19 protein-coding genes and 1 pseudogene are annotated in these 18,356 nt (G+C 58.0%); 10 read left to right on the top strand and 10 right to left on the bottom strand.

The annotated features are described in order from the left end of the window. Positions 1–34 precede the first annotated feature (34 nt). The 6 genes from VGP75_RS09205 to pyrC all read right to left on the bottom strand — a co-directional run bounded on the left by VGP75_RS09205 (position 35) and on the right by pyrC (position 5,453). Entirely contained in the window at positions 35–481 is a 447-nt protein-coding gene (locus tag VGP75_RS09205; protein ID WP_327543375.1) for a paraquat-inducible protein A, read from the bottom strand. A gap of 57 nt (positions 482–538) precedes the next feature. Then, on the bottom strand, positions 539–1,576 hold the full coding sequence (gene alr, locus VGP75_RS09200; protein WP_327543374.1) for an alanine racemase: 1,038 nt from the start codon (positions 1,574–1,576) through the stop codon (positions 539–541). A 57-nt stretch (positions 1,577–1,633) separates the two neighbouring features. After that, complete coding sequence (locus VGP75_RS09195; RefSeq protein ID WP_327543373.1) at positions 1,634–1,996, bottom strand: hypothetical protein; 363 nt, start codon at positions 1,994–1,996, stop codon at positions 1,634–1,636. Positions 1,997–2,030: 34 nt separating this feature from the next. Further along, entirely contained in the window at positions 2,031–3,518 is a 1,488-nt protein-coding gene (locus VGP75_RS09190; RefSeq protein ID WP_327543372.1) for a replicative DNA helicase, read from the bottom strand. Between the two features lie 201 nt (positions 3,519–3,719). After that, positions 3,720–4,388: an orotate phosphoribosyltransferase gene (locus tag VGP75_RS09185; protein ID WP_327543371.1), complete on the bottom strand. Its 669-nt coding sequence runs from the start codon at positions 4,386–4,388 to the stop codon at positions 3,720–3,722. Between the two features lie 12 nt (positions 4,389–4,400). After that, positions 4,401–5,453, bottom strand: coding sequence for a dihydroorotase (gene pyrC, locus VGP75_RS09180; RefSeq protein ID WP_327543370.1), 1,053 nt, complete (start codon positions 5,451–5,453; stop codon positions 4,401–4,403). Between the two features lie 135 nt (positions 5,454–5,588). On the opposite strand from pyrC, the gene VGP75_RS09175 reads away from it, so the two are divergent. Then, on the top strand, positions 5,589–5,876 hold the full coding sequence (locus VGP75_RS09175) for a hypothetical protein (RefSeq protein ID WP_327543369.1): 288 nt from the start codon (positions 5,589–5,591) through the stop codon (positions 5,874–5,876). Positions 5,877–5,986: 110 nt separating this feature from the next. Continuing rightward, positions 5,987–6,199 carry a YjiS-like domain-containing protein gene (locus tag VGP75_RS09170; RefSeq protein ID WP_327543368.1) on the top strand — a complete coding sequence of 71 codons (213 nt, stop codon included), beginning with the start codon at positions 5,987–5,989 and terminating at the stop codon, positions 6,197–6,199. Here the strand turns inward: VGP75_RS09170 and VGP75_RS09165 are convergent. Together VGP75_RS09165 and VGP75_RS09160 are read right to left on the bottom strand one after the other, a co-directional pair. After that, positions 6,190–7,128: a phosphoadenosine phosphosulfate reductase gene (locus VGP75_RS09165; protein WP_327543367.1), complete on the bottom strand. Its 939-nt coding sequence runs from the start codon at positions 7,126–7,128 to the stop codon at positions 6,190–6,192. The two genes, VGP75_RS09170 and VGP75_RS09165, sit on opposite strands and share 10 nt — an antisense overlap. A 106-nt stretch (positions 7,129–7,234) precedes the next feature. Next, positions 7,235–8,458, bottom strand: a complete 1,224-nt coding sequence (locus VGP75_RS09160; RefSeq protein ID WP_327543366.1) for an acyl-CoA dehydrogenase — start codon at positions 8,456–8,458, stop codon at positions 7,235–7,237. Between the two features lie 114 nt (positions 8,459–8,572). On the opposite strand from VGP75_RS09160, the gene VGP75_RS09155 reads away from it, so the two are divergent. The 7 genes from VGP75_RS09155 to VGP75_RS09125 all read left to right on the top strand — a co-directional run bounded on the left by VGP75_RS09155 (position 8,573) and on the right by VGP75_RS09125 (position 16,572). Beyond that, positions 8,573–9,478, top strand: a complete 906-nt coding sequence (locus VGP75_RS09155) for an AAA family ATPase (RefSeq protein WP_327543365.1) — start codon at positions 8,573–8,575, stop codon at positions 9,476–9,478. Continuing rightward, entirely contained in the window at positions 9,478–10,725 is a 1,248-nt protein-coding gene (locus VGP75_RS09150) for a vWA domain-containing protein (protein ID WP_327543364.1), read from the top strand. Before VGP75_RS09155 ends, VGP75_RS09150 begins: the two co-directional genes overlap by 1 nt. Positions 10,726–10,783: 58 nt before the next feature. Then, the gene (locus VGP75_RS09145) at positions 10,784–11,758 is read left to right on the top strand and encodes an XdhC family protein (RefSeq protein ID WP_327543363.1); all 975 of its coding nucleotides are present in this window, start codon (positions 10,784–10,786) and stop codon (positions 11,756–11,758) included. After that, positions 11,755–12,735 (top strand): molybdopterin-binding protein, encoded by a 981-nt coding sequence (locus VGP75_RS09140; RefSeq protein ID WP_327543362.1) that lies wholly within the window; start codon positions 11,755–11,757, stop codon positions 12,733–12,735. Before VGP75_RS09145 ends, VGP75_RS09140 begins: the two co-directional genes overlap by 4 nt. Positions 12,736–12,841: 106 nt before the next feature. Further along, positions 12,842–13,327: a (2Fe-2S)-binding protein gene (locus tag VGP75_RS09135; RefSeq protein ID WP_327543361.1), complete on the top strand. Its 486-nt coding sequence runs from the start codon at positions 12,842–12,844 to the stop codon at positions 13,325–13,327. Positions 13,328–13,398: 71 nt separating this feature from the next. Then, positions 13,399–15,768 (top strand): xanthine dehydrogenase family protein molybdopterin-binding subunit, encoded by a 2,370-nt coding sequence (locus VGP75_RS09130; RefSeq protein ID WP_327543360.1) that lies wholly within the window; start codon positions 13,399–13,401, stop codon positions 15,766–15,768. A gap of 12 nt (positions 15,769–15,780) precedes the next feature. Further along, positions 15,781–16,572, top strand: a complete 792-nt coding sequence (locus VGP75_RS09125; RefSeq protein WP_327543359.1) for an FAD binding domain-containing protein — start codon at positions 15,781–15,783, stop codon at positions 16,570–16,572. A gap of 52 nt (positions 16,573–16,624) precedes the next feature. Here VGP75_RS09125 and infC read toward each other — a convergent pair whose 3' ends face one another. Then, the gene (infC, locus tag VGP75_RS09120; protein WP_327543400.1) at positions 16,625–17,083 is read right to left on the bottom strand and encodes a translation initiation factor IF-3; all 459 of its coding nucleotides are present in this window, start codon (positions 17,081–17,083) and stop codon (positions 16,625–16,627) included. 283 nt (positions 17,084–17,366) lie between these two features. On the opposite strand from infC, the gene VGP75_RS09115 reads away from it, so the two are divergent. After that, the gene (locus VGP75_RS09115) at positions 17,367–18,143 is read left to right on the top strand and encodes a hypothetical protein (RefSeq protein WP_327543358.1); all 777 of its coding nucleotides are present in this window, start codon (positions 17,367–17,369) and stop codon (positions 18,141–18,143) included. Between the two features lie 72 nt (positions 18,144–18,215). Here the strand turns inward: VGP75_RS09115 and VGP75_RS09110 are convergent. Further along, positions 18,216–18,356: pseudogene (locus VGP75_RS09110) on the bottom strand (ferredoxin--NADP reductase); the annotation flags it as partial.

Here is an 18,356-nt window from a genome sequence, read left to right as displayed (position 1 = left end):
TTTTGGACCAAAAGGTGAACCTTGGCAATGATGCTTAGGCTTGCGCCTTGCCCTGCGGTGTGAGTGCCGAGATGATGATTGAAGCCAGAATACAGGCCGTAAACAGGTAAAGGCCCCAACCGGTCTCGATTTTGCCTATGCCGACGCCTTTGAACAGCACGATGTAGAGTGCAATCAGGAACACATCTGCCATCGCCAGTTTCCCGATCCATGACAGTACAGGCAGCGTCTTGTCTTTCAACAGGTCGAAATGCACCAGCGCGATGCCGATCGTCTTGAGGTAGGGTGCGAACATTGCAAATGCCGTCACCAGCAGCGCCAAGACGACATCACTGTCCCATAGCGCCTGCATCCCCGAAATGACACTGATCTCGCTGAGGCCGAAAACGGGCAAGAGCCCTGCGCGCATCAGTGGTGCAAACCATGCAATGGGAAAGAGCACAAGCAGGGCAAGGTTCGCGAAGCGCAAGACGTTCAGCATGATAAATCCTAGAAATGACTAGGGGTTAAGTAATGAAGCTCGTGCTATGAAACAAGTTTATTTGCCAAAAGTCTTGCGATTGTAGCGCGCACCGAGCTGTGTGAGCACCTCATACCCGATGGTATTTGCCGCGCGTGCCAGATCATCCACGGTCTGCTGCGGGCCGATCAGGGTCAGCTTGCTGGGTGTCTCTGGCAGGTCGGTGACGTCGATCGTCAACAGGTCCATCGACACCCGTCCAACCAGCGGGCAGGCGGTGTCGCCATGATAAAGGGTGGCCTTGTCGGACAGGATCCGCGCGATGCCGTCCGCATACCCACCCGATACGGTCGCAATCCGTGAAGGGCGGGTCGCCTGCCATGCATTGGCGTACCCCACGACCTCACCCTCGGCCACGTCGCGCACCTGCACGACGGGCAAATCCAGTTCGATCACCGGCGTTGCCTGCTCAAAGGGCAGGCCGCCATAAAGCCCGATCCCGGGGCGTGTCAGATCGAAATGATAGTCAGGTCCAAGCAAAATCCCGCCTGTCGCCGCCAAAGAGCGGGGCGCGGTGATCCCGTCGGTCATCTTCTTGAACTGGTCGAGCTGATAGGGGTTCATCGGGTGGTCTGGTTCATCCGCGCAGGCCAGATGCGACATCACCAGACGCGGGTTTTGCGACAGCGCCACTTCGGCCACCGCCGCCCATTCCTGCATCTCCATACCCAGACGGTTCATGCCGGTATCAAGCTGGATTCCGAAAGGATGGCCGGGCAGGGTTTCAAAGTGCAGGGTCAGTTGTTCGACGGAATTCAGCATCGGCGTCAGGCCCAGATCGCGGATCAGCGCCGTATCGCCTTTCATGTGGCCCGAAAAGACACAGATTTCCGGCTTTGGCCCTAGCTCCTCGCGGATCGGCAGGGCTTCCTCGGCGACGGCCACAAAGAACTGGCGCACGCCTTCCTTGAAAAGCGCCTTTGCGACATTCCCTGACCCAAGTCCATAGCCATTGGCTTTGACCACTGCACCGGTTTTGCAATTTGTCATTGCATCCAGTGCGCGCCAATTGGCAACGACAGCGTCAAGGTCAATAATCAGGCGTCCAGTACTCATGGCGACCTTTTGTCAGGGGCGTACGCGTGGGGCAAGTGTTTTGCGAACGCAGACCTGTTATCCTGGGCAGTCGCCCAACCCGTTCAGCGCATCCACCATTTTCTGCGCACGTTCCAGCGGCATGGCTTGTGTGATCGCAAAGCCGTTTTCGATGGGGGCCTGCACGGTGATATTATCAAACGATTGTCCGCAGACCGAGAAGGTGACGGATTGATTGACATGGGTGCGGGTGAACAGCGCGAAGGCCGCAGTTGCCTCTTCATTCATCGCGATGGCCACTTGCGCGGTTCCGTCGGTTTCTCCCGATAGCCCGGCGCGCAGGTCAGGCTGGAACAGCCGCAGATCACCCAGAAATCCGGTGAAGCGCACCAGATAGTCTTGCGACGTTTGCGCCGCAGCGGGCGGTGCCAACAGGGCCAATATAAATACAAGCCGTTTGATAATGCGTTCCTTTCTAGAACTGCCGGTCGTCCCCTTGTTGCCAAGGTTTGACCAAATTGCCGAACCGCGTGAACTCTGCGGTAAACGAAAGCTCGACCGTGCCAATCGGGCCGTGCCGTTGTTTGCCCACAATAACCTCGGCTTTGCCGTGAAGGCTCGACATTTTTTCCTGCCAAGCCGCGATTGCTTCCATATTGTGGTCTTCAGGTTTCTCACGCTCGACATAGTATTCACCACGGTAAACGAACATAACAACATCCGCATCCTGCTCGATAGAGCCGGATTCGCGCAAGTCCGAAAGCTGTGGGCGTTTATCTTCACGGCTTTCAACCTGACGTGAGAGCTGGGACAGGGCGATGACCGGAATATTCAATTCCTTGGCGATGGCTTTAAGACCCATCGAGATTTCACCAATTTCCTGAACGCGGTTGTCAGACGTGCCGCGCACCAGCTGCAAATAGTCCACGATCAACAGGTCAAGCCCATGTGTCCGCTTGAGCCGCCGCGCACGTGCCGCCAGTTGCGAAATCGGGATCGCAGCAGTGTCGTCGATATAGAGCGGGCAGGATTCGAGCTCTTTGGCGGCATCAACGAAACGGCGGAATTCGCCCTCAGTCATGTCACCTTGCCGGATTTTATGTGACGATATCTCGGAGGCTTCCGCCAGAATGCGCCCTGCAAGCTGTTCTGCGCTCATCTCGAGCGAGAAGAACCCGACGACGCCGCCATCAACCGCGCCTTCGCTGCCGTCTTGCAACTGGCCTTTGCGGTAGGCTTTGGCCACGTTGTAGGCAATGTTGGTCGCAAGCGAGGTTTTCCCCATCGAAGGGCGACCGGCAAGGATCAGAAGGTCGGATTTATGCAGGCCGCCCAGTTTCTTGTCCATATCCACAAGACCGGTCGAAATCCCTGCCAGCCCGCCATCGCGTTGATAGGCGGTATTGGCGACATTCACGGCCTCGGTGACGGCGGCAAGGAAGGACTGAAAGCCCTTTTCCGAAACGCCCTGTTCGGCCAGCGAATAAAGTGCCTGTTCGGCCTCGACAATCTGTTCGCGCGGTTCGTGGTCGACATCGACCTTGGCGGCCTTGTCGGTAATATCGCGGCCCAGTTTGATCAGTTCACGCCGTGTCGCCAGATCATAGATCATCTGCGCATAGTCGCGCGCGGCAAAGGCAGAAATCGCAGCCCCTGCGAGGCGCGCAAGATAGGGCGGGCCGCCCAGTTCCTTCAGGCCTTCGTCGTCTTCCATGAACGCCTTGAGCGTCACGGGGCTTGCCAGCATGTTGCGGCCAATGCGCGTGGCGGCGGTTTCAAAGATGCGCGCATGGACGGGATCGTAGAAATGCTTGGGTCCAATGATTGACGCCACACGGTCAAACACATCGTTGTTGGTCAGTATCGCACCCAGAAGCTGCTGTTCGGCCTCAATGGAATGCGGCATTAAGTCAGCGTCGGCTTCTTGGACGCCGGACGCATTAAAAGTTGTGATCTCGTTCATTGCTGCTCACCTGTTCCCGAGGGCGTCCTAGCAGTTCAGCCCTGCGCTACGCCAGCCAAATAGCTGTGGAAAGACTCGGATAACTTTCCAAGAGCATCGCGGATTATGCCGATTCGATCAACATGTAGCGCCAGTGCTATCACCGCCGTCAGGATATGCGCTGATCCATGCCAATTTTATACACAGCTGTGGAAAAGAAAATCAGGCAGGCGTCCATCCGGCCGGATCATTCAGATAGGCCTCGACCGCAGTGAGCGTCGCCTCGTCATAAGCGCCGCGCGCTTTGGCCTCTGCCAAGACATCCCACCATGTGCACAGCGAAATCAATTGCACGCCGTGGTCGGCCAGCGTTTGTTCCACACCTTCGAAGATCCCGTAGTAGAAGATCACGGCCGTTGCCGAACAGGTTGCACCTGTCTCGCGGATCGCATCAACGAAGGAAAGCTTCGAGCCGCCATCTGTGGTCAGGTCCTCAACCAGGATCACCCGCTGCCCTTCGGTCATCACGCCTTCAATACGGGCGTTGCGACCGTAACCTTTCGGCTTCTTGCGCACATAGGTCATCGGCAGGGCCAGCCGTTCCGCCACCAACGCACCAAAAGGAATACCTGCCGTTTCGCCGCCTGCGACGTTGTCAAAGGCCTCGAACCCGGCTTCGCGCATGATCGACACAGCCATGAAGTCCATCAGCGTGGACCGGATACGCGGAAAGGAAATCAGCTTGCGGCAATCCACATACGTCGGGGCTTTTTTGCCCGAGGCATGGGTGAACGGCTCGGACGCATTGAAGTCAATCGCGCCGATTTCAAGCAACATTCCGGCGGTCAGGCGGGCGATCTCTTCTTTGGCGGGAAAAGAGGTGGGGATCATCGGGTGGCCTTTCTATTCTTCGACACGCCAGTGCAGGTCAAATCCGGGGTCGAATACGGTGACAGGCCCGTCCTCGGTGTTGATATGGGCAGGATAGCTGACGGGATCACCCTTGGTCATGGTGATCCTGTCTTCGTTCGGTTTCAGGCCATAAAAACGCGGGCCATTAAGTGAGGCGAAATCTTCCAGCTTGGTGATTTTACCGGCTACATCAAAGACTTCGGCCAGACAGGACATGGTGTTTGGCGCGGTAAAGATACCCGCACATCCGCAAGACTGTAGTTTCAGCGCGTCGGTATGGGGGGCACTGTCGGTGCCAAGAAAGAACCGTTTGTCGCCCGATACGGCGGCCTGCACCAATGCCACACGGTGCGCTTCGCGTTTTGCGACGGGCAGGCAATAGAAATGCGGTTTGATCCCGCCCGCCAGAATGTGGTTGCGGTTGATGATCAAGTGATGTGTCGTGATTGTCGCGGCAAGGTTTTTGCTGCTGTCGCGCACATAGTCGACGGCGTCTTGGGTGGTGACATGTTCCATCACGACCTTCAGATCGGGTACCTTCTTGCGAAGCGGTTTCAGGATTTTGTCAATAAACGTCGCTTCGCGGTCAAAGATATCAATCTCGTGATCTGTCACCTCGCCATGCACACACAGCGGCATCCCGATCTCGGCCATCACCTCAAGCACAGGGCGCACTTTTTCAAAATCGCGCACGCCGGAAGCCGAGTTTGTCGTCGCCCCTGCGGGATAGAGTTTCACCGCCGTCGCAATCCCTGCGGCATGTGCCGCGCGCACATCTTCGGGGTCGGTCGCTTCTGTCAAATACAGCGTCATCAGCGGGGTGAACGTGTCGCCCTCGGGGATGGCAGCAAGGATACGGTCGCGATAGGCGGCGGCATCAGCGCTGGTGACAACCGGGGGCACCAGGTTGGGCATGATGATCGCGCGCGCGAAATGCCGTGTGGTTTCGGGCAAAACGGCCCGCAGCATGGCACCGTCACGCAGGTGCAAGTGCCAATCATCAGGGCGGCGGATGGTGAGGCGGGTCAGGTTTCTATCTGGCATGTTTTCCGATTACACCGTTGCGCCGCAGGACGCCATAGTCCTTTCGCGCGCGAGGCGCTTTCGTGAATGCCCTTGCACAGCTTGCGGCAATTCATGATATTTCCGGTCAAGACACTGGATCAATGGAGAGACACGATGCTTGGATTTCTGATTGCGGCAGCCGCCGGGTTTCTGACACCACAGATCGAGGGCCCTGTCGCTGGTCCGATCGTCAAAACGCTTGAGGGCTATTTTGTGGTAACACCCGCGGAAAAGCGTCTGGTTGCCTTCATGGTGGCGTTGCTTGGCGCGGCAATTGTTGCCGCTGCTTTTGATAGCGGATCAGTCTTCGGGATTATCATCGGTGCAATCTTGGGTTATTTCGGGTCACGCATCTTTAATGTGCTAAAAAAGGTCATCGAAGGCCGCCGAGACACCAACTAGTTTTCCGACATGCGTTTGCTGCATTGCAGCAATGCAGCATTATCTGTTTTCATGGCCAATGGTGTGTCTATCTAGCGGGTAAATCAAATGATCCCGATAGGACAGCCATTATGGCCAGACAGACAACTTCCCAGGCGGCTCCGCTGCCTTTTCTTTCTTTCTTTGGCGCCATTGCAAGCGGTGTCTCACGGCTTTTGGCCGCGCAAAACCGGTCCTCTCAGGTGCTCCGCCTGCAAAAGCTCAGTGACGACGAATTGGCCGATATCGGTCTGAGCCGTGACGCAATTGTGCGGCACGTCTATCGCGATACCTACTATGTGTGAATGTCTTCGGCTGGCGTGAGTTCTTCGCGCTTGTCGATGAAGAACGCTTTGTGGCCTCGCCGGATCATGTATTCACACACGATCAGTCCCAAACGGGGATGACCCGTCACCACCAAACGGCGCACGAGCGCACGCACATAGCTCGGATCATAGCGCCGCGCGCGCAACAGCCGCGTGAAACGACGACGATCAAGCATATCGTCCATGGCCAATTTGATGATCACATCATGGATACCCATGCGGTCGAACGCCTGATCCAGATCATCTCCAAGCAGGGGGCAGGGCAGGGCGATCACTTGTGGCCGGCGGAAGAGTGCTGCATGGCAGGCATCAAGCCGCTGGATCGGGTCATAGGCGATAAAGACCTTGTCCGCGGCATCAATCATCTCGGGGGCATAGCCGTAGCGGTCGCTGAAACTCTTTCTGCGCACGTGTTTGTAACGCGGGTCCCATCCGGCCAGTTCCGCATCAAGTGTCGCCTGGGGGCGCAGCGCGATGACCGTCGCACCAGGTGCGGTCACCGAATAAGCGGCCGCTGCGTATGAAGCACCACCGCCGCCACCATGAAAGATGATCTTTTCGAATTGGTCGAAAAAGCCTTCATCGACCAGCCGGTCAAAGAATTCATAAACATGGTGATCGCGAAACCAGCTTTCCTTGAATGAAAACAGCGACAGCAGTGACCAGCCTTCGTGGCGGGTATAGGCAAAGCCACGTGGTTCCGCATCGAGGTTATTCTCGCGGACCAGTTGTATGTTCTCAAAGGTGACCAAGAGCTTGTTGCCGGCTTCGAGAAAGCCCGCGCAATGCTCGCGTCCAAGCTGCTCGAAGAAGCCGTGATCTTCGCAAAAATCGTCGATCCGACCCAGCCAATCGTTGGCGCTCAGGTCCGTCAGACTGATATCGATGGCCAGCTGCCCGTCATTCATACTCATTACCCCGGGGGCGGAAACACACCCGCCCCTGTCACATGAGTATATACAAATCGGGCCGTGAAATAAGCAATAAAGACTGGTTTAATGTTGCGCTGCTGGCCTAAAAGAAGGCCTGTAGCCCCGTTTGTGCACGGCCAAGGATCAATGCGTGCACATCATGCGTCCCTTCGTAGGTATTCACCGTTTCGAGGTTCACCATGTGACGCATGATTTGGAAATCTTCGCTGATTCCATTCCCGCCATGCATGTCCCGCGAGGCCCGCGCGACATCCAGTGCCTTGCCGCAGTTGTTGCGCTTCATCATGCTAATCATTTCCGGAGCGGCTTTGCCTGCTTCCATTAGGCGGCCCAGTTGCAGTGCGGATTGCAGCCCCAGCGTGATCTCCGTTTGCATGTCTGCCAGCTTCTTTTGGAAAAGCTGGGTCTGTGCCAGCGGCTTGCCGAATTGCTTGCGGTCCAGCCCGTATTGGCGCGCAGCATGCCAGCACGCTTCGGCCGCGCCCATCACGCCCCATGCAATGCCATAGCGCGCGCGGTTCAGACAGCCGAACGGCCCTTTCAGACCTTGGACGCCCGGCAGCAGGGCATCTTCACCCACGGTGACGTTATCCATGACGATTTCACCGGTCACAGAGGCGCGCAGGCTGAGCTTGCCGCCGATTTTCGGGGCCGACAGACCTTTCATGCCTTTTTCCAGCACAAAGCCTCGGATCTTGCCGCCATGTGCCTCGGATTTGGCCCAGACCACAAAGACATCCGCGATAGGTGCGTTGCTGATCCACATCTTTGACCCGCTGATCACATAGCCATCAGCGGTTTTTTTCGCAGTAGTTTTCATCCCGGCAGGATCGCTGCCCGCGTCGGGTTCTGTCAGGCCGAAACAGCCGATCAGCGTGCCCGCCGCGAGCCCGGGCAGGTATTTCTGGCGCTGTTCCTCGCTGCCGTATGCGTGGATCGGATACATCACGAGCGAGGATTGCACCGACATCATCGACCGATAACCGCTGTCCACACGCTCAACCTCGCGCGCGACAAGGCCGTAGGTGACATAGCCAGCACCGAGGCCGCCGTATTCTTCGGGGATCGTCAGGCCGAGCAAGCCTGCGGCACCCATTTCTGCAAAGATATCAGGATCTACGGTCGCATCGCGGTAGGCGGCGGTGACGCGCGGTTGTAGTGTATTTTGCGCAAATTCATGGGCCGCATCGCGCAACATGCGCTCGTCCTCGGTCAACTGGTCTTCAAGGCGCAGCGGATCGGCCCAGTCGAATGGTCCAAGGTCAGGACCGAAACCTGTGGCTTTGATTGGCGTGGAATCGTTCATTGTCTTTGCTCCCAACTTGTTGCGCGCAGGGTAGGACGTCTGCGGGTCAGGGGCAATGGACGGCTTGACGCGGCGGTGCGGGGATGCAGTTGTATAACGCGGGAGGATCACTGAATGGCATTTGCAGATATTGACGAGGTGCAGGCTGCACTGGCCGCAGAGAACTATGTTTGCGGGCGGGCCCTTGCGACGGTGGTGTTTCTCAGCCTCAAACTGGGCCGTCCGCTGTTTCTGGAAGGTGAGGCAGGGACTGGCAAGACCGAGATTGCCAAGGTAATTGCGCAGGCTTTGGGCCGCCGTTTGATCCGGCTGCAATGCTATGAGGGGTTGGATGCGTCGTCGGCGGTTTATGAATGGAATTTCGCCGAACAGATGATCGCGATCCGCACCGCCGAGGCCGCAGGCGGGACCGACCGCGATATGCTGAAATCCGAACTTTTCACCGAAGACTATCTGATTGAACGACCGCTTTTACAGGCCATGCGCCCGCAACCGGGTGGCGCGCCGGTGCTCTTGATTGACGAAATCGACCGGACCGATGCCCCGTTTGAAGCGTTCCTGCTTGAGGCGCTGAGCGATTTTCAGGTTACGATTCCCGAACTCGGCACTGTGACCGCACCGGAACCGCCCATCGTGATCCTGACCTCGAACCGGACCCGCGAAGTCCATGATGCGCTCAAGCGACGATGCCTGTACCACTGGGTCGATTACCCCGATTTTGACCGTGAAATCGAAATTCTCCATGCCCGCGCACCCGAGGCCTCCGAGGCCCTGTCGCGTGAAATCGTGGCCTTTGTGCAGCGGTTGCGCGAGGAGGATCTGTTCAAGAAACCCGGTGTGGCCGAAACAATCGACTGGGCCAAGTGCCTGCTGGCTCTGGATGTGATTGACCTGTCACCGGCCACCATTGCCGATACATTGGGGGCGATCCTGAAGTATCAGGACGATATCCAGAGGCTACAGGGGTCCGAGGCCAAACGCATCCTTGATGCCGCCAAGGCCGATCTGGAAAAGGCCTGATGGTCCAATACCCCGCACTGACCCTGCCGGATGATCCCAAACTGGCGCAGAACATCACGCATTTCGCGCGTGCCCTGCGCCGTGCGGGGCTTTCGATTGGTACAGGGCGGGTGATTGATGCGATCAATGCGGTCGCGGCGGTGGGGTTTACGCAAAAGGCGGATTTCTTTTGGACGTTGCATGCCTGTTTTGTCAGCAAACCCGAAGAGCATCTGATCTTTGCCCAGCTTTTCCGGCTTTACTGGCGGGATCCCGAGTATCTTGAACACATGATGTCTTTCCTGCGCCCGATGGTGCGCGGTACACAGGAGGAACGCGCAGCGGCCCCTGCAGAGAAGCGCGCGGCGGAGGCGCTCTTGGACGGGGAAGACCGCCCGTTGCCACCGCAATCTGATAACGATGATGAGATTGAAATTGACATTGATGCGACGCAGACCGCATCGGCAGAGGAACGGCTGCGGACACTGGATTTCGAATTGATGAGCAATGCGGAAATGAACGCGGCAAAGGCGGTTCTGGCAACGCTGTCGCTGCCTGTGCCGCCGGTGCTCAGCCGCCGGACCGTGCGGTTGGCGGGGGTGCTCCCAGACTGGCGGGGCACGATGCGCAGCGCCATGCGCAAAGGTGGCGAAGTCACTGATTTTGCAACGAAACGACGCAAGCTGCGGTATCCGAATCTTGTTGTGCTGTGCGATATCTCCGGTTCAATGTCGCAATATTCGCGCGCAGTCTTGCAGTTTGTTCATGCGGTGTCGAACCGGCAGGGGCAGGGGTGGGCGCAGGTCCATGCATTTACCTTTGGCACCCGTCTTACCAATATCACCCGCCACCTGCGCAGGCGTGATGTGGACGCGGCTCTTGCCGCAGCGGGGGCCGAGGCGCAGGATTGGCAAGGCGGCACGCGGATCGGGGCCTGTTTGCATGACTTCAATCGCGACTGGTCGCGCCGTGTCGTAGGGCAGGGCGCGGTTGTATTGCTGATCACCGACGGGCTTGATCGTGACGCGGGCCATGATCTGGGCCGTGAAATGGAGCGGCTGCGCCTTTCGTCACGCCAGTTGATCTGGTTGAACCCATTGCTGCGCTGGGACGGGTTTGCGCCCAAGGCGAGGGGGATCATGCAGATGCTGCCGCATTGTTCGAGTTTTCGCGCAGGCCACAATATCGCGTCGCTGGCAGGCTTGGCAGAGGCGCTGTCTCGTCCTGATGATACTGGCGAAAAAGCGCGCCTGCTGGCGCGATTGTGATGCGGGCAGTGTTGAGCTGTGATAAAGCAGGCAACACGCGAACGGGGATATGGCTACCATGACAGATGACATCAATGACCTGCCGAAACTGGCGCTTGAATGGTACCGCGCAGGCCGTGGTGTGGCGATCGCGACAGTCGTGCAGACCTGGGGGTCCGCACCGCGTCCTGTGGGCAGCCAGTTGGTGATTGATGCCGATGGCGCAATGGAGGGGTCCGTGTCGGGGGGCTGTGTCGAAGGGGCCGTGATTACCGAGGCCATTGACGCCATTGCCGACGGCGAACAGCGCTTGCTGAGCTTTGGCGTGAGCGATGACGAGGCTTTTGCCGTCGGTTTGGCCTGTGGTGGCGAGATCAAGGTGCTGATTGAACCCGTGGGCCCTGTGATGCCGGTTGATATTCTTGAACGGTTGGCCGATGCCCGCGCGGAGGCCAGTGCTGTCGTCTATGTCACCGATATCATCGCAAGCCGCCCACGGTTGCAGGCGGCGTGGACTTATCCTGACCGGCAGCGCACCGATACGTCAGGGATTGAGGAGGACGGACGCACCTTCGTGGCCGTGCATAACCCGCCTTTGCGTATGGTCATTGTCGGGGCTGTGCATATTGCCCAGCATCTGGTGCCAATGGCGCGGGCCTGTGGATACAGGCCGATCCTGATTGATCCGCGTCCGGCCTTTGGATCGCAGGCACGGTTTCCGGACGAAACCATCCTTGATGACTGGCCCGATGAGGCCCTGCGCGCGCTTAGGATTGATGCCCGCACGGCAGTCATTACACTTACCCACGATCCAAAATTGGACGATCCCGCGATTGTGACGGTGCTGGAATCCGAGGCCTTCTATCTGGGGTGCCTTGGATCGACGCGCACCCATGCCAAAAGGGTCGCACGCCTCAAGGAGGTGGGTTTCACCGATGAAGAGATCGGCCGCATTCATGCGCCGGTCGGGCTTGATCTTGGGGGGCGCCAGCCTGCCGAAATTGCTGTGAGCATCATGGCAGAGGTAACGCAGGCCTTGCGGAAAAAACCGTGAAATTCGGACCTGTCCCCACGCAAGAGGCGGCGGGTAGCGTGCTGGCGCATTCGGTGCCGGTGAAGACGGGGGCGCTGCGCAAAGGGCAGGTCCTCTCTGATGCGGATATCGCGGCATTGCTGGCGGCGGGACACGCGCAGGTGATCGTCGCGCGCTATGATCCCGGTGATCTGGATGAGAACACTGCAGCAGCCCAGCTTGCAGCAGCGATTGCAGGTGCGGGTCTGCACATCAGCAAGGCCGCGACGGGGCGCGTGAACCTCTTTGCCAAAGGCCCCGGGATTGTGCAGATCGACGCCGCGCGGATCGACGCCTGCAATGCCATCAATCCGATGGTCACGGTCGCCACAGTGCCACCGCTGCAACGGGTCGAGGAAGGGATGATGGTCGCGACCATCAAGATCATTTCTTATGCCGTCCCTGCCGGTGATGTCGCCGCCGCCTGCGCTGCTGGGCACGGGGCATTGACCCTCTTGCCACCCCGCGTAACGACGGCAAGTCTGATTGAAACCGAGATCGGTAAACAGCCCGCAACCAAAGGCAGGCGCGCACTGGCGTCACGTTTGTCACGGCTGGGCGTCACGCTGACCCCCCGCGTGATAGTGCCGCATGCGGAGCCGCCCTTGGCGGACGCCATCAAGGGGGCAGAGGGTGAGGTCGTCTTTATCCTCACCGCCTCGGCTACGTCGGACGCCGAAGATGTGGGGCCTGCGGCGCTACGGCTTGCTGGTGGCTACGTCACGCAATTCGGGATGCCTGTTGATCCGGGGAACCTGTTGTTCCTAGGGAATTATGGGAAAAAACCCGTTGTGGGTTTGCCGGGATGTGCGCGCTCACCGGCCTTGAACGGGGCTGATTGGGTGCTTGAGCGGGTGATCTGCGGCCTCAGCCCCACACCTGCCGATTTTGCCAAAATGGGCGTCGGGGGATTGCTCAAAGAAATCCCGTCCCGCCCGAAACCTCGTGCCAGTCTCTAGGCACAAATCCCCGTTACTTTGCAGGTGCAGCGGAAGTAGGGTGTTCTCAAGTGCCTTTTGCCGTGTTTAACTCACATCGAAGCATAAGCGTTTTTGGGAGGAAACAATGGCATCGGTAACTATGACCGTGAACGGGAAATCCGTGTCGGGTGAAGTGGAGGGGCGCACGTTGCTGTCGGATTTCCTGCGCAACGACCTGCATCTTACAGGCACGCATGTGGGGTGTGACACCTCGCAATGTGGTGCTTGTGTGATCCATGTGAATGGCGCGGCAGTGAAAGCCTGCACGATGTTTGCGGTCGAGGCGGATGGTACTGATGTGGCGACCATCGAAGGGCAAGCCAATGCAGATGGATCGCTTAATGTGATCCAGCAGGCGTTTCAGGATCATCATGGTTTGCAATGTGGGTTCTGCACACCCGGGATGGTGATGTCGGCGGCGGCATTGCTGAAGGAAAACCCGACGCCCACGGAACGTGAAGTCCGTGAATATCTGGAAGGCAATATCTGCCGCTGCACCGGATACCACAACATCGTCAAAGCGATCATGGCTGCATCCGGTCAGGATGTGTCGGCTATCGCCGCCGAGTAAGCAAATTTTCGAGGAAAATTTGGGACCAATTTTTCGTTGAAAAATTGTGGTTCCGACAGGGAGGAATGAGAATGCCAAAAGATGGCGGAATTGGTGCCAGCACAACGCGCCGCGAGGACGTGCGCTTTCTGACTGGGAAGGGAAAATATACCGCAGACATCAATGTCTTCGGGCAGGCGGCGGCGATTTTTGTCCGCTCGACCGTGGCGAATGGTGTGATCAAATCTATCGATACATCGGCGGCAGAGAGCATGCCCGGTGTGCTGGCGGTCTTTACCGGCGAGGATTTCGTTGATGTGGGCGGCAACCCCGCAGGCTGGCTGATCAACAGCCGCGATGGCGAGCCGATGAAAGAACCCAAGCGTCCTGTGCTGGCCCATGGCAAGGTACGCCACGTGGGGGATGCCTATGCCGCCGTGATTGCCGAGACAGAACAACAGGCGCGTGATGCCGCCGAAGAGATCATCGCCGATATCGAGGAACTTCCAGCGGTCATCAACATGGCCGACGCCTTGGCGGGTGATAACTATGTCCATGACGAGATTGGCACCAACCAGTGTTTCGACTGGGGCTGGATCGAGGACAACCGCGCCGCCACCGATGAGGCGATCAAGAACGCACCGCATGTGACCACGCTGGAGCTTGTGAACAACCGTCTGGTGCCCAACGCGATGGAGCCCCGGGCCTCGATCGGGACCTATGACGCGGCAGGCGATTCCTATTTGTTGCAAACGACCTCGCAGAACCCGCATCTGACGCGGCTGCTGATCTCCGCATTTGTGCTGGGCATTCCTGAAAACAAACTGACCGTGATTGCCCCTGATGTAGGTGGTGGTTTCGGCTCAAAAATCTACCACTACGGTGAAGAGGCACTGGTATTAGCGGCTTCGAAAAAGGTCGGACGCCCTGTGAAATGGGTGGCGGATCGCACCGAAAGCTTCCTGAGCGATGCACATGGGCGTGACCACGTGACCAAGATTGAACTGGCCTGCGAAAAAGATGGAACATTTATTGCTTTTCGCAGTGAAACGCTGGCGAACGTGGGGGCCTATCTGTCGAACTTCTCGACCGCGACGCCCACGTTCCTGCATGGCACATTGATGGCGGGTAACTACACCGTGCCAAACGTGTACGTGAACGTGAAAACTGTGTTCACTAACACGGCCCCCGTTGACGCCTATCGCGGCGCTGGGCGGCCCGAGGCGACCTATTCGATTGAACGTGTCATCGACATGGCGGCCCGCGAACTGGGGATGGACCCCGTGGAACTGCGGCGCAAGAACTTCATCAAGCGTGACCAGTTTCCTTTCACCAGTGCGGCCGGACTGGAGTACGACAGCGGCGACTACGATGCGCTGATGGACAAGATGGAGGCAATTGTAGATCGCAAAGCCTTTGAAGAGCGCCGCAAGGCGAGCGAGGCGAAAGGCAAGCTGCGCGGTCTGGGCATCAATGCCTATGTCGAAGCCTGCGGTATTGCGCCCTCGAACCTCGTCGGTGTGCTGGGAAGCCGTGTCGGTCTTTATGATGCAGCGACCGTGCGCGTGAACGCGACGGGCAACCTCAGTGTGATGGTTGGCGCGCATAGTCACGGGCAGGGCCATGAAACAGTGTTCCCGCAGATCGTGGCGGATATGTTGGGAATTGATCCGGCATCGGTTGATATCGTGCATGGTGATACTTCAAAGATCCCATTCGGGATGGGCACTTACGGATCCCGCAGCCTCGCGGTTTGCGGATCGGCCATGGTCCGTGCGACCGAAAAGATCATCGCCAAGGCCAAGAAGATCGCAGCGCATATGCTGGAAGCCTCTGCCGACGACGTGGATTTCGCGGAAGGGCAGTTCACGGTCAAAGGGACGGATAAATCCGTCAGCTTTGGTGAGGTGGCACTCAAGGCCTATATCCCGCACAACTATCCGCTCGAGGATATTGAGCCGGGGTTGGAGGAGACAGCCTTCTATGATCCGGCCAACTTTACCTATCCATCAGGCGCCTATGCCTGTGAGGTGGAGGTTGATCCGGAAACCGGCAAAGTCACGATTGAACGCTTTACCGCCTGTGATGATTTCGGCAACGTCATGAACCCGATGATCGTGAGCGGACAGGTGCATGGCGGTGTTGTCCAAGGGATCGGACAGGCCCTGCTGGAAAACACCACCTATGACGAAAACGGCCAGCTCTTGTCGGCAAGTTACATGGATTACGTCATGCCGCGTGCTGATGATCTGCCGTTTATCGCGGTCAGCCATGACGGTGGCACGCCCTGCACGCATAACCCTCTGGGGGCCAAAGGCTGTGGCGAAGGCGGTGCGATTGGATCGCCACCTACGGTCGTGAATGCGGTGATTGATGCGCTGCAATCGGGCGGCAAGAACGTGACCCATATCGACATGCCTTTGACGCCCGCGCGCGTCTGGGCCGCCATGAACAACGCATAAGGGAGAACGCTCATGTATGCTTTTGATATCGAACGGCCTTCCACAATTGCGGATGCAGTCAAGGCGCTGAAAAACGAGGACGCGCAGGCGCTGGGCGGGGGGCAGACCCTCATCCCCACGCTGAAACAGCGCCTGGCGATGCCTTCAGCATTGATCAGTCTGACGGGCATTGGCGAGATGAAAGGCGTCTGTCTGGCCGATGACGGTGCGGTTTGCATCGGCGGTGCGACCAACCACGCCACCGTGGCGAAAGAAGCGGCCGCGCATTATCCGGGTTTGGCGGGGCTTGCAGCAAATATCGGTGATCCGGCGGTACGCAACCGTGGCACGATCGGCGGATCGCTGGCCAATAACGACCCGTCCGCGTGTTATCCGGCAGCGGCATTGGGATCCGGTGCCACGATCATCACCAATACGCGCGAGATTGCGGCGGATGACTATTTTCAGGGGATGTTCGAGACCGCCCTTGAGGATGGCGAAGTGATCACCGAAGTGCGCTTTCCGGTACCCGAAAAAGCGCACTACCAGAAATTTGTGCAGCCCGCGTCGCGGTTTGCCTTGGTGGGGGTCTTTGTGGCGAAATACGCGGATGGCGTCCGTGTGGCCGTGACAGGGGCCTCTGAAAACGGGGTCTTCCGCTGGAGTGAAGCAGAAGCCGCATTGTCGGCGGACTTCTCTGCCGCGGCGCTCGACGGGCTGACCGTGCCCGCTGATGGGATGATCGCCGATTTGCACGGCTCGCCGGACTATCGCGCACATCTGATCAAAGTCATGACAGGGCGGGCGGTTACCGCTGCCGCCTGAACCAAAAAAGCCCCCGCGGTTGCGGGGGCTTTTCATTCAAAACGTTTCAGCCTTACTTCGTCAGTGGTCCGATCAGCATGACCATCTGGCGACCTTCCATTTTCGGGAAGTTCTCGACCTTGCCGGTTTCTTTGGTGTCTTCGGCAACACGTTCGAGCAACTGACGGCCCAATTCCTGGTGCGCCATTTCACGGCCGCGGAACCGCAGGGTGATCTTTACCTTGTCGCCATTCTCAAGAAACTTGAAGACGTTGCGCATTTTCACTTGGTAGTCGTTGATATCCGTGTTCGGACGGAATTTGACTTCCTTGATCTCGATGATCTTCTGTTTCTTACGCGCCTCAGCTTCTTTTTTCTGAGTCTCGTATTTGAACTTGCCGTAGTCCATGATCTTGCAAACCGGCGGGTTGGCGTTTGGTGAAATTTCCACCAAGTCCAGGCCAGCTTCGTCGGCCATTTCCATTGCACGTGCGGGTGTGACAACGCCCACATTTTCGCCATCCGCCCCGATCAGGCGGATTTCATCCGATCTGATACGCTCGTTGATACGTGGGCCGGTTTCGCGTTGTGGTGGTGCGTTATGAGGTCTGCGTCCTATGGTCTTTATCCTTGCGTTGTTCCAAAAAGCTAAGGGGCAAACTAAACCTGTCGCTGGTTACCTTCAACCCGGAAAAGATGCGGTTTTCCGCCGATTTTTCCCCCGCAATTGCACTTTCCCATTCACTGCCCATCTGACATACCGCACAGCAAGGCCCAGTGGGGGCCAAATATTATAGTTTAGAAGGAGATGACCCATGCGTGCGATTATTATTCTCGTCGTTTTGGCTGTCGTTGGTTTTTTTGGATACCAATATGCAGCCCAAGGCCGGACACCGGGTGAGGCCGTTGGCGTCTTAACAGGGGCCACACAAGAAGCAGAACGCGCTGCTGCAGAAGCGCAAGCCGCCGCCGAGGCCGCCGCTGCAGAAGCCGCGGCATTGGCAGCCGAGCAAGCCGCTGCAGCTGAAGCTGCGGCAGAAGCCGAAGCCGCTGCTGCACAAGAAGCGGCCGAGACTGCTGCTGCGGAAGCAGAAGCACTTGCCGCTGAACAAGCTGCCGCTCTCGAAGCTGCTGCGCAGGCCGCGGCTGAAGAGGCCGCAGCCGCAGCACAAGCCGCGATCGATTCTGCCGCCGCAGCTGGCGATGAGGCAGCAGCGGCTGTTCAAGACGCGCTTGATAGCGCGACTGATGCGGCAACAGACGCCGTGAACGCGTTGAGCGGCACTACCGAGGAAGCCGTTGAAGCGACCGAAGGTGCCGCTGAAACAGCAACTGAAGAAGCCGTTGATGCGGTGACCGAGGACGCAGCGCCGGCAGAGGCAGAAGCGGCACCGGACGCCATGCTGTCTGAGGACGGCGAAGTGCTGACAGTCGAAGGCTTCAACTTCAATAGCGTGATGGAAATCGTGCAGAATTCCGAGCTGTCACAGATGCAAAAGACAGTGTTGACGACGTCGCTGGAAGGCGCACGGAACCAGCCGGAATTGCTGCAGCCTGTGCTTGAAAGCATCCGCGAAGCGCTTGGCATGTAAACCTGCCATAGCAACAAACAATGAAGGCCGCGTGATCACTCACGCGGCTTTTTTCTTTGTTTTGGTGGGGGGTTAGTCCAGAAATGCCTTTTCTACGACGTAATGCTGGGGGTTCGAGTTGGCCCCTTCGACCAGCCCGTATTCTTCCAGCATATCCTTGAGCTCAAGATTGAAGGCAAGGTTGCCGCAGATCATCGCGCGGTCGGTTTCAGG

The sequence above is a fragment of the Yoonia sp. genome, from assembly GCF_036007805.1.
In the GTDB taxonomy this organism is placed as follows: Bacteria; Pseudomonadota; Alphaproteobacteria; order Rhodobacterales; family Rhodobacteraceae; genus Yoonia.
This window is presented reverse-complemented; position numbering and strand designations above follow the sequence as displayed.